Raw genomic sequence first — 14623 nt, forward strand, 5'->3', positions numbered from 1 at the left:
GCTAAGCTCAACATATTTCCCGACCGCCGTCGGCCGACCACCGAGAGCGCCGGACCCGGTCGCTACGCTTGGCCGGACCCCAGCCGAGGAGACCGCCGATGACCACCACGCCGACCGACGACCCGGCGGGCCCCTCCTCCGACCCCCGGCCCGGCTCCCTCGACTCTCCGCCCGACTCCCCCCACTCCGCCGACTCCACCGACTCCACCGCCGAACTGGCGGACGCGATGACCCGGGCGATCAAGCGGATCCGCCGCCAGACCGGCCGGCGGCTGGAGCCGTACGGCATCACCCCCGGCCAGGCCCGGGCGCTGCGCACCCTCGCCCACGTACCGGGCTGCGAGACGCCGGACCACGCGATGCGGTTGAGCGACCTCGCCGACAAGCTGCACATCGCCCCGCGCTCGGCCACCACCGTGGTCGACGCGCTGGAGGAGGCCGGCCTGGTCGAGCGCAGCCCCGACCCGGCCGACCGGCGGGCCGTGCGGATCCTGCTGACCGAGGCCGGCCGCGCGGCGGTGGAACGGATCGGGCAGGTCCGGGACGAGGTGGCGCAGGAGTACTTCGGTGAGGTCAGCCCCGCCGACGAGGAGGTGCTGCTGCGAGTGCTGCGCTCCGCCGAGGCCCGGTTCCTCGCAGCCGGGCCGCCGCGGCGCTCGACGCCCCCGGACGCAGCGCGGTGATCCCGATCCCGGCGATCACCAGCAGCGCGGCCGCGGCGGCCGTCGGGCTGACCCGCTCGCCGAGCAGCAGCCAGGCCGAGGACATCCCGAACACCGGCACCAGCAGCGAGTAGGGCGCGACGGCGGTGGCGTCGTAGCTGCGCAGCAGGAAGCTCCAGGCGACAAAACCCAGCAGGGTGGAGACGAGCCCGACGTAGCCGATCGCGCCGAGCCCGGCGGGGGTGATGTCGCGCAGCGCGCGCAGGTCCGCCTCCGGGCCCTCGACCAGCAGGGACAGGCCGAGCAGTGGCAGCGGCGGGACGGCGCTGACCCAGACCATCCAGCGCAGCGCGTCCGGCGGCGCCGCCTTGCGGGTCAGCACGTTGGCCAGACCCCAGGCGACGGCGGCCAGGACGACCAGCGCGAAGGCACCCAGCGGGCCGCCGGCGCCCTGGTCGTACGCGCTCAGCGCGATGCCCGCGAAGGCGATCGCCAGGCCCAGGAGCCGGTGCCCGCCGGGGCGTTCGCGCAGCAGCACGGCGGCGAACAGCGCGGTGAAGCCGGCTTGCCCCTGGAGCGCCAGGGAGGAGAGGCCGGCGGGCATCCCGGCGTGCATGCCGAGGAAGAGCAGCCCGAACTTGACCACCCCGAGGACCACGCCGACCGCCACCACCCAGCGCCAGGCCACCTTGGGCGGGCCGACGAAGAAGACTGCCGGCACGGCGACGACGGCGAACCGCAGGGCGCAGAAGAGCAGCGGCGGGAAGTTGTCGAGGCCGACGTGGATCAGGACGAAGTTGAGGCCCCAGATGGCGGCCACCAGGACGGCCAGCGCGATGTGGGGCGCGCTCATGCCCGTACCGCTCGTGCCCGCGCTGCTGCTCGTGCTCGTGCTGCTGCCGCTCGTGGTCGTGCTGCTCGTGCCGCTCGCGGCGGCGGGTGTCGCGGTCATGGGTCGAGCATGGTGGTGCGGGACTGTGTAGCACCAGCGATGAATACTGAAGAGGACACTTTAGGATCACTGCATGATGGATCTGGGGCGTCTGCGGGCGCTGCACGCGGTGGCGGTGCACGGCTCGGTCGGCGGGGCGGCGGCCGCGCTCGGGTTCACGCCCTCGGCGGTCTCGCAGCAGATCGCCAAGCTGGAGCGGGAGACCCGGACGGTGCTGCTGGAGCGGCAGGGCCGGGGCGTGGTGCTGACCGACGCGGCGCGCGAGCTGGCCGCCACCGCACAGACCGTGCTGGGGCTGGTGGAGCAGGCCGAGGTACGGCTGGAGGAGCAGCGCGGCCAGGCGGTCGGCCGGCTGCTGGTGGCCGCGTTCGCGTCCGGTGCGCGCGGGCTGATGCCCGGGGTACTCGCCGATCTGCGGCGGCGCTGCCCGGAGCTCGACGTGCGGCTGCTGGAGCGCGATCCATACCCGGCGGCCGATCTGGTGGCCCGGGGCGAGGTGGATCTGGCTCTGGTGCAGGACTGGCCGACCGTGCCGCTGCCGGTGCAGGACGGGGTCGCCCGGATGGACCTCGGTACGGACCCGGTGGACCTGCTGCTGCCCGCCGGCGACGAGCTGGCCGCGCTCGACCCGGTGCCGGTGGAACGGCTGTGCGGGCAGCGCTGGATCAGCGTGCCGCCGGGCAACATCTGCCACGACTGGCTGGTCCGCACCCTGCGCGAGGCCGGTGAGGAGCCGGACGTGCGCTACCAGGTCGGCGAGTTCGAGACCCAGATCGCGCTGGTCGCGGCCGGTCTCGGGATGGGCCTGGTGCCGAGGCTCGGACGGGGGCCGCTGCCGCCCGGGGTGACGGCCCGCCGGGTGACGCCGGAGCCGAGCCGCCGGGTCTTCGCGCTCTGGCGCTCCCAGGCCTCCCGGCGGCCGGCCATCACGGAGGCGCTGGCCTCGATGCGGAAGTGCTGGGGTCGGCTGCAGGAGCAGGAGCAGGGGCGTACGGGGACGGGGCAGAGCCGGCGGTAGCCCTCGGCAGCCCCGGCCCCGGCCCTCGGCAGCCCCGGCCCCGGCCCTCGGCGGCCCCGGTCGCCTCAGCGGTCCTACTTGGCGAAGCCGAGCACCAGCCACATGAAGCCGACCCCGGCGACGGTGCACAGCAGGGTGCTGCGCGAGGGGTGCGGGCTGTGGGCTTCGGGGAGGATGTCGGAGGTCGCCAGGTAGAGCAGGAAGCCGGAGAAGAAGCCCAGGTAGAGGCCGAGCATGTGCTCCGGGATGGTGAACGCCAGGGTGATCGCGGCACCGGACACCGGGGCCACCGCGTCGGCCGCGAGCAGCGTCAGCGCCCGCCGCCGGTTGTTCCCGTACAGCCGGGTGATCGTGTACGTGTTGAAGCCGTCCGCGAAGTCGTGTGCGACGACCGCGATGGCCACGACCGTGCCGACCGTGGTGCCGGCCTGGAAGGCGGCGCCGATCGCGAAGCCGTCCATCACGCTGTGCCCGACCAGGGCCAGTGCGGCGGTCAGCCCGACGCCCTGGTGCCCGGCGGTGTGGGCGTGTCCGTGGTGGTGGCCGCCGTGGGTGTGCTCGGCGTACTCGCCCTCGTGGCCGCGGTGGATGGCGACCGCGCGTTCGACCACGTGGATGGCAAGGAAGCCGGCCGCGAACATCAGCAGCGCCTGCGGCACACCGTGCACCTCACCCGGCGCCTGGTGGATCGCCTCGGGCAGCAGGTCGAAGGCGACCACGCCGAGCATCAGGCCGGCCGCGAAGCCGAGCACGAGGTGGCGGCGGTCGCCCGTGCGCTGGGCGACGAAGCCGCCGATCAGCGTCATCAGGAACGCCCCGGCGGCGACCAGGACGGCGGTCATCGGGCCGTCTCCGCCGCAGGTGCGGCCGGTTGGCCGGTGCCGCCGTGTGGTCTGCCGAGCGCTCTGCCCATTCCTCTCCCCCTGGGGTCCGCCCGTGACCGGGCCGACCGCCGACCGTACCGGACGGCCGTTCGACTCTTGTCGACCGGGGTGCCGGGCGCGGACGGGGCCCGCTCCTCAGCCTCGGTCCGGGCCTGGTGGGGCGCCCGCCGGATGGGCCGTCGGGGTGGTCCCGGCAGGTGGGGACGGTCAGCGGCCGGCGGCGAGCGGCAGGCCGAGGTGGGTGCGGGCGAGTTCGCGGACTCCGTCGCCGTCAACCAAGTGGATGTGGCGGTGGCTCTCGTCGGCGGTGAGGTCAAGGGCCTCGTCGGTGAAGCGGCCGGTGGTCAACCGCAGGCCGCGCTCGGCGGACTCCTCACGGACCGCCTCGGCCAGCGTGGTGATCTGCTCCGCGGTGACCGGTTCGGGGCCCCGGGAGGCCCAGACCACCCAGCGGCCGGGCAGCGCGCTGCCGGGGGCGCCCGCGCCGGTGGCCACCAGCCCGGCCGGTCCGCGCAGCCGGACGCTCCAGTCGGCGATCCCGCCCCGGGTGAGCAGGTCGCGCACCAGTTGGGCGAACTCGTTGGCGGACAGGTCGGGCGCGGCCGGCACCGTGGCCCCGGCCTGGGCGGCCGGCTGGACGCCCGCCCGGTCGTACGGGTCCGGGGTGACGGCGGCGCCGAGCTGACGCAGCCGGACGAGGGCCTCGTCCTGCTCGGAGTCGGCGTAGACGCCCTCGTCATCGCGCTCCTCGTACGCGGTTTCCGGCGGCAGCAGCCGGGTGCGGGCCAGCGCGTCGCGGTCGGCGTCCACGCTGACCAGGCAGAGCGGCTCGGCCGCGCCGGGCTCGCGCAGCCACCCGTTGAGGACGACGCCGGCGAGTATCTCGTCGGTGTCGACGGCGTCGGCGGCCTGTAGGGCACGCAGGGCGAGCCGGGCGACCAGTCGCAGGTAGTCGGTGGCCCGGTCGGCCGGCGGTCGCGACACCGGGACGATGTCGCCGTCCGGGGCGAGCCGGTAGCCGGTGAGCGAGGGCACCAGGTCGAGCGGCGGCAGGTCGAGGTCCAGCACGGCGGTGCGGGTGAGCGGGCGGAACACCGCCCGGCAGGGGGCGGGCAGGTCCTGGGTCGCGGTCTCGGCGGCGGCCAGCGCCCGCTCCAGCAGTGACTCCACGGCGGCCGGCTCGGCCAGCCGGTAGGCCCGTCGGCACTCCTCCAGGCTCTCGTTGTACTCGCGCACGGCGCGGGCGCGGGCCTCCTCGGCCGCCTCGTGGGCGCGCCGGGACTCGTCGGCGGCCGGGCTGCCGGCCTCGGCCCGACGGGTGCGCCACTCCCGCAGGGCGCGCTGGTGGGCGAGCCGGGCCTGGGCCAGTTCGCGCTGGTAGCCGGAGTCCAGCAGGCGCCGGGACGGCCCGCTCTCGGGGTCGGCCGAGGCAGGCTCGGCGGGCGTGAAGTCCTCCCAGCGGGGCTCCGGGACGTCGGCGACGCCGGGGCCGTCGGCCGGGTAGGGGCGGGCCTCGTAGTGGCGCAGCTGGCTCTCGAAGTCCATGGCCGAGACGGGCAGGGCGGCCCGCCGCAGCAGGTCGGTCAGCCGGTCGTGCTCGGCCCGCACGGTGACCGTGCGGTGGTGGGTCAGGGCGGCGGCCCGGGCGTGCGCCGCGACGGCCTCTTCCGGATCGACCGAGCCGGGGTCGGCCGTGCCCGGGTCGGCGGCGTCGGGATCGGCGCCGCCGGCGGGGCCCGGGACGGACGGGCCGTCACCGGCCGGGCCCCCGCCGGGGCGACCGGTGGCGGCGCCGTCCGGCGCCGGGGACTCGTCGACACCGAGGTCGCGGAAGACCGAGGCTAGGAAGCCCGGTTGGGGAACCCGGACGGTGGTGGTGCCGTCGGACCGGCCGTCTGCTGAGTGCTGCATCGGTCGTCGTTCCCCCATGCTCGTCCGGCGCCTGCCCGGGGCGGTCGGCGAACCCGCGGACCCACCCCCTGCCGGACATTGTCCACCGAACGGGCGCGGCGGTCAGCCAAGCCGGTCAGTTGGTCCGGGTGTTGGTCAGGTGCAGACCGATGTAGCCGACGTAGATCCGGCCGCTGCCGGAGCAGTCGTCCAGGTAGTGCAGCCGGGGCGCGGTGCGGCCGCCGCCGATCCGCAGGTGCGCGCCCATGAACGCGCGCCGGGAGGCGTCCACGCATTCCGGCACCGGCAGCATCCGTTCGCGCTTCCACTTGGTGTGGCTGAACACCGTCCGGGACTCCCCTCGCACGGCCTTGCGGGGCGGGAAGCGGTGGCAGCCCGTCGGGGTGTGCTCGCACCACTGCTTGAAGTCCCCGCCGGCCGTGCCCCGCACGGCCGCCTCGGCGTACTCCTGAAGGGCGGTCAGGCCGTCCCAGGCGAGCCGGGCCCACCCGGCGCCGGTGCGCTGGAGCTCGTCCAGGGCGAGTGCGGCCTTCTGGTCCCCGGTGAAGCTCAGCAGCGGGAACTCGCCCAGTCTGGCGATGAGTTCGGTGAAGCTCTCGGGTTTTCCGCAGCGCTCGGCGGGCTGGGCGACGGCGCGCTGCCCGAGGGCCGGGCCGGTGCCCGACGCGGTGCAGTGGCGGCCGGTCAGGGAGCGGGCCCCGGGGCGGAGCCGGCCCTCCCGAGCGTCCCGGGTGTCGTGGCCCTCCCGGCTCTGCCCCCGCTCGCCCCCCTCTCGGCGGTCACGGCGGTCACGACGCTCCAGGCGCAGGGTGCGCCGGACCTGCTCCAGCTCGTCGGCCCTGGCCTGCTGATCGGCGCGGTCCTGCTGCTCCTCGTGGGCCAGGTCGGCCAGTTCGGCTCGGACGACGGCCTGCCCGGCGGCCGGGCGGAGCGGCGGCGGGACGCGAAGCACCGGGACGGCCGCCAGCGGCGGCGGCAGTGGCTGGTCGGCGGCGAGGCGGCGCGGTTCGCGGGCGAGCAGCCCGGCGGCGCGGCGCGGGTCCTCTTCTATTCGGCCTCGGGCGAGCACCGGATGCCGCGCGCCGTCCTGCCGGGAGGCCGGGTCGACCTCGGGCAGGTAGGTGCGCACCGCCCCGCCGTATACGGTGTGATACTCCAGCGCGACGTTGAACCCGGTGCGGGCGCCGGGATCCAGCACGTAGGCGGTGGCGAGGCCGGGCAGCTGGTGGCAAAGCGGGCCGACCACGTCCTCCACCCAGCGGTCGAGCGGGAGGTTCACCGGGACGCTGGCGACCACGGTGGGCAGCCGGCGTTCCGGGTCGCACAGCTCGTCGATCAGGGCGTCCACCCCGTCGGCCGTGATCACCCGGGGTGCGGAGTGGACCGCGGCTGGGCCGTCGGTGGCGTCAAGCAGCGGCAGCAGCGAGCGGGCCAGCTCGGGCACCGGCACCCGGCACGGGGTCCGCACGCCGCTGCCGGTGCTGTGCGTCTCGGCCTCCAGCCGGACCCAGGTGAGGCCGTCGGCGCCGGTGGCCACGGTGAGCGTGAGCTGCCGGGTGCCGTGCGGGGCCGGGGTGCGCAGGCGGCGGCGGTCGTAGCGGCCGGCGCCCGGGCCACCGCGCAGCGGGCCGTGGTCGCGGTCGAGCAGGACGCGCTCGCCCAGGCGCAGGCGCTCGGCGAGGCCCGGGCCTTCGGGGGGCGGTGCGGCGAACGCCGGTGCGGCGGGGGGTTGCCCGGCGAAGGGTTGTCCGGCAAACGATTGGCCGGTGAAGGGCCGACTGGTGAACGATTGGCCGGTGAGGGGCCGGCCGGCGGGGGCGTGAACGGCCGGCGGGGGCTCCTCGCAACCCTCCTGCTTCAGCCAGGAGGCGAGCTGTTCGTCGGCCAGGGCGAGCGCCTCGGCGTGCGGGAGGGCCGTGGTGACGGTCATCCGGTAGGGCGTCGCGGGACCGCGCGGGCCGGGGAGATCGGCACCGGCATGCGAGCGGGAGCGGTTCGAGGTCGGGCGAGTCGAGGTCGAACGGTCTGAAGTCCAGCGGTCTGAGGTCATGCGCATACCTCCGTGGTGCGGGGTGGGGTCCTGTGTCCTCCATCGATGGGTTTCGTCCGGTTCTGCCGGATCCTTGCCCAGGAAACGCCACGGCCCGGAGCGGAAGTTCCAAGTCCGGGCCATGACCCTACGTTCGGGTGAATCTGTTCAAGCCGTCTTCCGCATGGCGCGGAGCCTGGGCTACGCGACGCCGCCCGTGCGAGCGGTGCGGGCGACGCGTACGGGCTGTCCCGTCCGGATCCTCCGGAACCTCACTCAGGCTCCGGCAGGCCCGGCTGAGCTGCGGCTCCAGGCGGGTTCCGTGACCGGTACGGCCAGCGGACAGCCCGCCGGGGCGGCGTAGTTCGCGATCAGTACCACGGGTTCGGTCCCGAGGTTGCGGCCGAGGTGGATGTGGACCGGCCCCGCCTCCTCGACCAGGGAGTCACCGGCACGGCTGACCTCGACCCGGCCGTCGTGCAGGGTCCGGGTCAGCGTCCCGGAGAGCACCACCACGTCGACCCGGCCCGGGTGATAGTGCCAGCCGGTGTCGGCGCCCGGAGGCAGGGTGATGGTCTGGACGACGGGCATCGCGACGGCTTCCTGGAGGCGTCCTGAGGTTGCCGGGCGGCGCCTGGCCGATGGCCGGTTCAGCCTAGGGCAGGCCCCTCGGGACACCCAAACGGGCCGGCGGCGATGTGGCCGGATGTGTGTCCCAAACCAGGCGCGCCGACTGCGCCCACCGCACCGACCCGCCCATCGACCCCGCCCGCCGACCCCGCCCGCCGACCCCGCCGGGCGGCGCTGCCGGGCGGGACCGTCAGACCGGCACCTCGACGTAGGTGCGACCGGCCGGGATCCCCGTCGCGGTGCCCCCGGTCGCCTCGGCCAGCCAGGTGTGGAAGGCCGCCACCTCGGGTTCCGGCACGCCCACTTCGATCCGCACCCCGGCTGCCTCGTACGCCAGGTCGCTCACCGTGTACCCGGCCGCCCTCAGGTCGTTCTCCACCCGCCCGGCCCGGACGTGGTCCACCGTCACCGCGAGCAGCGCGACCGGCCGTCGCTCCAGCAGGCCGATCCCGTCCACCGCTTCCGACACCGCGTTCCCGTACGCCCGCACCAGGCCGCCCGCACCGAGCTTGATCCCGCCGAAGTACCTGGTGACCACCGCGACCGTGTCGGTCAGGCCGCGTCGGCGCAGCACCTCCAGCATCGGCACCCCGGCCGTGCCGCCGGGCTCGCCGTCGTCGCTGGAGCGCTCGCGGCGCTGCTCGTCGCCGACCACGAACGCGGTGCAGTTGTGCCGGGCGTCCCAGTACTGCTTGCGGATGCCCGCGATGAAGGCCTGCGCCTCCTCCTCGTCGGTGACCCGGGCGAGGTGGCAGATGAACCGGGACTTCTTGATCTCGATCTCGTGGCTGCCGGCCCGCCGGATGGTGAGGTACGGCCTGGCGGTGGGCTCCGGCGTGGCGGACATGACGCGGTGGTTCTCCCGGGAACGGCGAAGGCTGGCGGCGCGCGCCCCGGGTTGCCGGGGCGGCACCGCCAGCCTAGTTGGCGCGCGGGCGCAGCGATCAGCGGCCGCGGGGTCGGCGACCCGGGAACGTCGGTTCCGGGGAACGATCGTTCTCGGGAACGGTCGTTCCCGGCGGCAGCGGCCTCGGTTCAGCGGCCGGACAGGGCGTCCAGTTGCTCGCGGTCCAGGCCGGTCAGCGCGGTGACCTCGGCGAGGTCGACGGCTCCGCAGTCCAGGCCGCGCAGCAGGTAGCCGCTGAGCGCCCGGGCGGTGGCCGGCTCGTCCATCACGTCGCCGCCCGCCTTGGCGACGTAGGCGGCCAGCCGGGCGGCGGCGGCCGCCAGGCCCTCGCGGTAGAAGGAGTACACCGCGACGTAGCGGGTCGGCAGGTGCGCCGGGTGCATGTCCCAGCCCTGGTAGTAGGCGCGGGCCAGTGAGCGGCGGACCAGGTCGTGGTGGAGCTTCCAGGCGGCGTGCACCTGCTCGGTGGAGCCGGTCGGGATGACGTTGGTCGAACCGTCGGAGAGCCGGACCCCGGTACCGGCCGCGGCCACCTGCATGACCGCCTTCGCGTGGTCGGCGACCGGGTGGTCCATGCTCTGGTGGGCGGCGCTGACGCCGCAGGCCGCGCTGTAGTCGAAGGTGCCGTAGTGCAGGCCGGTGGCGCGGCCCTCGGCGGCCTCGATCATCCGGGCGACGGTGGCCCGGCCGTCCGGGCCGAGGATGGCCTGGGTGGTCTCGATCTGGATCTCGAAGCCGATCCGGCCGGCGGGCAGCCCGGCCCGGCGCTCGAAGTCCTCCAGCAGCCGGACCAGCGCGGTGACCTGCTCGGCGTAGGTGACCTTGGGCAGGGTCAGGACCAGGCCCTCCGGCAGGCCGCCGACCGCCGGCAGGGTGGCCAGGAACAGCTCCAGGGTGCGGATGCCGCGGGCGCGGACCGCCGCCTCCATGCACTTGATCCGGATGCCGATGTACGGCGGGGCGCTGCCCTCGGCCACGGCCGCGGCGACCAGTCCGGCGGCCCGGACGGCGGCCGCGTCCTCCTCCGCGTCGGGGCGGGGGCCGTAGCCGTCCTCGAAGTCGATCCGCAGGTCCTCGATCGGCTCGCGCTCCAGCTTGGCGCGGACCCGGGCGTGCACGTCGGCGAGCAGTTCGTCGTCGGCGACGCCGAGGGCGCGGGCCAGCTCGCTGGGGGTGCCGGCGTGGGTGTCGAAGGTCGCCAGGGCCTGACGGCCCCACTCCCGTACGGTGTCGGCGGCGAAGGCGTCGGCCGGAACGTAGACGGTGTGCACCGGCTGCCTGGTCCCGGAGTCGCCCGGGTAGCGGCGCGCCAGGTCGGCGTCGACCGGGGCGAGCAGCGCCTCCACGGCGGCTCGGGCGGCAGCGGAGAAGGAGGCCCCGTCCGTCGGCCCGCTTCCGTCGACCTCGACCTGCGACATCCGCACTCCTCCACGCCGAACCAGCACTTCAACAATTTGTTGAGGTGAAGGTAGCTTCGGCGAGGTCGGGCGTCAATGGCCGACCGAGCGCTGGACGGCGGGCCCCGCTCCGGTCAGTCCCTCCCGGCGGCGGCGTAGCGGTCGCGCAGCTCCGGGTACAGCTCGGCGACCTCCTTGGGGTGGACCGAGCCGTCGGGGCCCTTGCCCGCGACGCCGTACTCCCTGGTCAGCCAGTCGGCGAGGCGCTGCGGGTCGGGCTGGTGGCCGTGGTTGTCCATGTACGTGACGAGTGCCTCGTAGGCGAGGTCCGGGTCGAGACGCGAGGACGCCGGGAGGGGTTCGGACTGCCCGGCTTGGACGGGCTCCTCGGCCGGAACCGGCGCGTCCGGCTGGGCCGAATGCTCCGACTGCCGGGCCTCGCGGGGCTGCTGGTGCTGCTGCTGCGGCTCGACGGGTCGGCCCGCCTGCTGCGGGGCGGCCGGGTGCTGGGCCTGCGGCTGGGACGCGGCAGCGGGCACAGCGGCAGGGGAGGCAACGGCAGGGACGGGCTCCTCCGCCGACGGGCGCGGGGGCTTGAACCAGGGCGAGGCCTGGCCGGGCACCCGCCCGCCCGGGGCGGCGTCGGCAGGGTGACCGGTGGTACGGACCGGGCGCTCGGTCCAGACGTTCAGCTCCTCGTGGCGCGGCTGCGGGGCCGCGTCCGGCGCCTCCTCCGGCTCCTGCGCGGCACGCAGCCGGACCGCCGCCAGCTTCGCCAGCATGGGCGCGGCCACCTCGGCGGGCAGCGGTGCGACGGCGGCGGGGGCTTCCGCCTGGGGCTGGGGCTGCTGGGGCTGGGCTTGCTGGGGCTCGGGGGCCTGCCAGGCTTGCTGGACCTGCTGGACCTGCTGAGTGTGCGGCGCCTGCTGCGTGGGCTGCAGCTGCTGCGGCGGACCGGCCGGGGCGGCTCCCGCCGGAGCGATGGCGGCGGTGCGGCCCTCCTGGGGCGCGAGCCCCTGCGGCTCCTGCACCGTCAGGGCCTCCTTGGCCTCGCGCTCGCGGCCCTCGTCGTCCAACCGGTCGAGTAGCGCCGGGTCCAGCGGTACGCCGAACTTGGCGAGCTTGAGCGGCAGCAGCGCCTGTATCGGCGCCGAGCGGCGCCAGCCGCGGCCGTAGCGGAAGCGCAGCTGCGCCCGGTAGACCAGTCGGTTCTGCTCCAGCCGGATGACCTCCTCGTAGGAGCGGAGCTCCCAGAGCTTCATCCGCCGCCAGAGCCGGAAGGTCGGCACCGGGGACAGGAGCCAGCGCATCACCCGGACCGATTCCATGTGGCGGTCCGCCGTGATCGCCGCGATCCGGCCGACCGCGTGGCGGGAGGCCTCGACCACGACGACGAAGAGCACCGGGATGACGGCATGCATCCCCATGCCGAGCGGGTCGCCCCAGGAGGCGGCCGCGTTGAAGGCGATGGTGGCGACGGTCAGCAGCCAGGCGGTCTGCCGCAGCATCGGGAAGGGGATCCGCAGCCAGGTCAGCACCAGGTCGAGCGCGAGGAGCACGACGATGCCCGCGTCGACGCCGATCGGGAAGGCGTAGGAGAAGGCGCCGAAACCTTTCTCCAGGGCCAGCTCGCGCACCGCGTTGTACGAGCCCGCGAAACCGATGCCCGAGATGAGGCAGGCGCCGGCCGCGACCAGGCCGAGCAGGCCCCGATGGGCCTTGGTGAGCGTTGGGCGTGCCATTACGTCTATCAACCCCTGGATGTCGGCTGCGGCCGTACGCTGCCTCGACTGCCGGTTCCCGCTGGTCGGGCCGCCGGACGGCTGAGCAACCTCCGGGCTCGGCCCACCGGAGTTTACTCGTACACCTGTTTAAGCGTTCCCGCAGCCTGGGGTGTCACTGGCGGCGGCACAACAGAAGTCGCGGCCCGCGTCGACCTGCCCCTCCGGACCGGCCGGACCGTCAGCTGCTCTGCCCCGCCGTCCCGTTGAGGTAGGCCAGCACGGCCAGGACCCGGCGGTTGGCGTCCTCGTCCGGGGCGAGTTCGAGCTTGGTGAAGATGTTGGCGATGTGCTTGGCCACCGCGCCGTCGCTCACCGAAAGGCGGGCGGCGATCGCCGAATTGGAACAGCCCTCGGCCATCAGCTCCAGCACCTCGCGCTCGCGCGGGGACAGCCGCAGCAGCGGACCCGGCCGGCGCGAGGTGGTCTGCATCAGCTTGGCGATCACGTCCGGGTCCATCGCCGTCCCGCCCGCCGCCACCCGGCGGACCGCGTCGATGAACTGCCCCGCGTTGAACACCCGGTCCTTCAGCAAGTAACCGATCCCGCCGGTGCCGTCGGCCAGCAACTCCCGCGCGTACAGCTGCTGGACGTGCTGCGACAGCACCAGGACGGGCAAGCCCTGGATCTCCCGGCGGGCCTTGAGCGCCGCCTGCAGCCCCTCGTCGGTGAGCGTCGGGGGCAGCCGGACGTCGACCACGGCCACGTCCGGGCGGTGGGTGAGCAGCGCCTCCAGCAGCTCGGGCCCCGTCTCCACCGCCGCGACGACGGTGAAGCCGTGCGCTTCCAACAGCCTGATCAGGCCTTCGCGAAGGAGGTAGAGGTCCTCAGCGAGGACAACTCGCACGGCAACTCCAAGGTGATGGTGGTGGGACCGCCCGACGTGCTGTCGATGGCGAGGACACCGTCGAAGGTACCCAATCGCTTCTCGATTCCACGCAGTCCGGTCCCCCGCGAGGGATCGGCCACGCCCACGCCGTCGTCCGTCACCGTGACCCGCAGCAAGCCGGCCCGGTACAGGATGTCCACCCACACCTGGTCCGCCCCCGAGTGCTTGGCCGCGTTGGCCAGCAGCTCGCAGATGCTGAAGTACACGGCTGCCTCCACCGGTGCCGGCGGCCGGTCCGGCAGGCTGACGAACACCTCGGTCGGCAGCGCGCTGTCCAGCGCCAGGGCCCGGACGGCGTCGCCCAGTCCGCGCTCGGCGAGCACTGGCGGGTGGATGCCCCGGACCAGGTCCCGCAGCTCCTGCAGGGCCCGGGCCGAGGACTGCCGGGCCTCGGCGAGGAGCTCCCGCGCGGCCGCCTGGTCGGTGTCCATCAGGTGCTCGATGGTGCCCAGGGTCATCCCGATCGCGACCAGCCGCGCCTGCGCGCCGTCGTGCAGGTCCCGTTCGATCCTCCGCAGTTCGGCCGCCTGGTTGCCCACCGCGTCCGCCCGCGTCTCAGTCAACTCAGCCACCCGCCTGGTCAGCTGGGCGTTCGTCGCCCGGCCGTCCTGGTCCAGCACCCGGCGGGCCGCCTCCGCGTACGCACGCACCCCGAACGGTGCCGCGAGTATCCCGACGACGATCATGGCGACCCCGAACACGATCCTCAGCAGGATCGACTCCATGCGCGGGCTCAGCAGGCCGAACCCGTGCGTGGGCACCGACCCCGCCGGGATGAAGGTCACCCCCAGCACGAGCAGGGCGACCACCGGGCCGGCCAGGGCCAGCGTCAGGAAGGGGTTCACGGCCAACCAGGCCAACTCGCCACGGGTGGTCCGGTCCCGCAGGCCCCAGTGGGCCAGTTGCGCGTACTTCGCCACCGTCCGCGAGCGGTGATACGAGTACCCCGTCCACCAGTGCCCGCGATCGTCCAACTCCAGCCCCGGCCGCGGCTTGTACACCGCCGGCAGGCGTACGCCGAACCAGCGCTCCAGCTGCCCGCGCGTACGGTTCGCGGTGCGGCGGATGTTGGCGGCCGCCACGACGACGCCGACAGCCGCTGCCACCAGCAGGGCGAAGAAGACCTCCAGGTCGTACTCCTGCAGGAACTGGGACGTCACCACCCCCGCGAGGAGCGCGGCGCCCACCGGCAGCACCGCCCCCGGCACGGCGGCCAACACCACCACCACGAGCCGCGCCAGCCCCTCACCGCCGGCCGCGAAGGCCGCCTGGGCCCGAGCACGTACGGACGTGCCGCTCGTACGACTCACTGTTGTCACGGGAAGCTCCTGATGCCGGTACCGATCGTCCTCCATCAGCGTTCAGGAACCGCCCGCCAGGCACATTGGCCATGGCACCCCAATCTCCAGGTGGACCTAGGACTACCTGCCGGTGGTCGAAGCAACACCGGTTCATTGGGCTTACCTGAAAATGCGAAGAACCCCCATCCGGGATCCGGATGGGGGTTCTTCTGAAAGATTGTTCGGCGGCGTCCTACTCTCCCACAGGGTCCCCCCTGCAGTA

12 protein-coding genes are annotated in these 14623 nt (G+C 74.4%); 2 read left to right on the forward strand and 10 right to left on the reverse strand.

Features of this window, described 5'->3' with window-relative positions; translation table 11 throughout:
• Window positions 1-98 precede the first annotated feature (98 nt).
• On the forward strand, window positions 99-683 hold the full coding sequence (locus ACIBEC_RS41330; protein ID WP_360505330.1) for a MarR family transcriptional regulator: 585 nt from the start codon (window positions 99-101) through the stop codon (window positions 681-683).
• Here the strand turns inward: ACIBEC_RS41330 and ACIBEC_RS41335 are convergent.
• Window positions 574-1614, reverse strand: a complete 1041-nt coding sequence (locus ACIBEC_RS41335) for an EamA family transporter (protein ID WP_396290257.1) — start codon at window positions 1612-1614, stop codon at window positions 574-576. The two genes, ACIBEC_RS41330 and ACIBEC_RS41335, sit on opposite strands and share 110 nt — an antisense overlap.
• Window positions 1615-1687: 73 nt before the next feature.
• Here ACIBEC_RS41335 and ACIBEC_RS41340 point away from each other — a divergent pair, with 73 nt between their 5' ends.
• Window positions 1688-2632 carry a LysR family transcriptional regulator gene (locus ACIBEC_RS41340; protein ID WP_360505332.1) on the forward strand — a complete coding sequence of 315 codons (945 nt, stop codon included), beginning with the start codon at window positions 1688-1690 and terminating at the stop codon, window positions 2630-2632.
• Window positions 2633-2706: 74 nt separating this feature from the next.
• Here ACIBEC_RS41340 and ACIBEC_RS41345 read toward each other — a convergent pair whose 3' ends face one another.
• The 9 genes from ACIBEC_RS41345 to ACIBEC_RS41385 form a co-directional block, all read right to left on the reverse strand.
• Entirely contained in the window at window positions 2707-3474 is a 768-nt protein-coding gene (locus tag ACIBEC_RS41345; protein ID WP_360505334.1) for a ZIP family metal transporter, read from the reverse strand.
• Window positions 3475-3723: 249 nt separating this feature from the next.
• Complete coding sequence (locus tag ACIBEC_RS41350) at window positions 3724-5427, reverse strand: restriction endonuclease (RefSeq protein ID WP_360505336.1); 1704 nt, start codon at window positions 5425-5427, stop codon at window positions 3724-3726.
• Window positions 5428-5542: 115 nt separating this feature from the next.
• Window positions 5543-7357 carry a hypothetical protein gene (locus ACIBEC_RS41355; protein ID WP_360505338.1) on the reverse strand — a complete coding sequence of 605 codons (1815 nt, stop codon included), beginning with the start codon at window positions 7355-7357 and terminating at the stop codon, window positions 5543-5545.
• A gap of 375 nt (window positions 7358-7732) precedes the next feature.
• Window positions 7733-8047, reverse strand: a complete 315-nt coding sequence (locus tag ACIBEC_RS41360) for a cupin domain-containing protein (protein WP_396290261.1) — start codon at window positions 8045-8047, stop codon at window positions 7733-7735.
• A 229-nt stretch (window positions 8048-8276) separates the two neighbouring features.
• Complete coding sequence (locus ACIBEC_RS41365; protein WP_360505340.1) at window positions 8277-8933, reverse strand: YigZ family protein; 657 nt, start codon at window positions 8931-8933, stop codon at window positions 8277-8279.
• 188 nt (window positions 8934-9121) lie between these two features.
• Entirely contained in the window at window positions 9122-10411 is a 1290-nt protein-coding gene (locus ACIBEC_RS41370) for a DUF6986 family protein (RefSeq protein WP_360505342.1), read from the reverse strand.
• 113 nt (window positions 10412-10524) lie between these two features.
• Window positions 10525-12132 (reverse strand): DUF2637 domain-containing protein, encoded by a 1608-nt coding sequence (locus ACIBEC_RS41375; RefSeq protein ID WP_360505344.1) that lies wholly within the window; start codon window positions 12130-12132, stop codon window positions 10525-10527.
• Window positions 12133-12352: 220 nt separating this feature from the next.
• Window positions 12353-13018, reverse strand: coding sequence for a response regulator transcription factor (locus ACIBEC_RS41380; protein WP_360505346.1), 666 nt, complete (start codon window positions 13016-13018; stop codon window positions 12353-12355).
• A complete protein-coding gene (locus tag ACIBEC_RS41385) occupies window positions 12970-14379 on the reverse strand; it encodes a histidine kinase (RefSeq protein ID WP_360505348.1) in 1410 nt (469 codons plus the stop codon). The genes ACIBEC_RS41380 and ACIBEC_RS41385 overlap by 49 nt, the downstream gene beginning before the upstream one ends.
• Window positions 14380-14623 lie beyond the last annotated feature (244 nt).

The sequence above is a fragment of the Kitasatospora sp. NPDC051164 genome (genome assembly GCF_044455625.1).
Lineage (GTDB): Bacteria > Actinomycetota > Actinomycetes > Streptomycetales > Streptomycetaceae > Kitasatospora.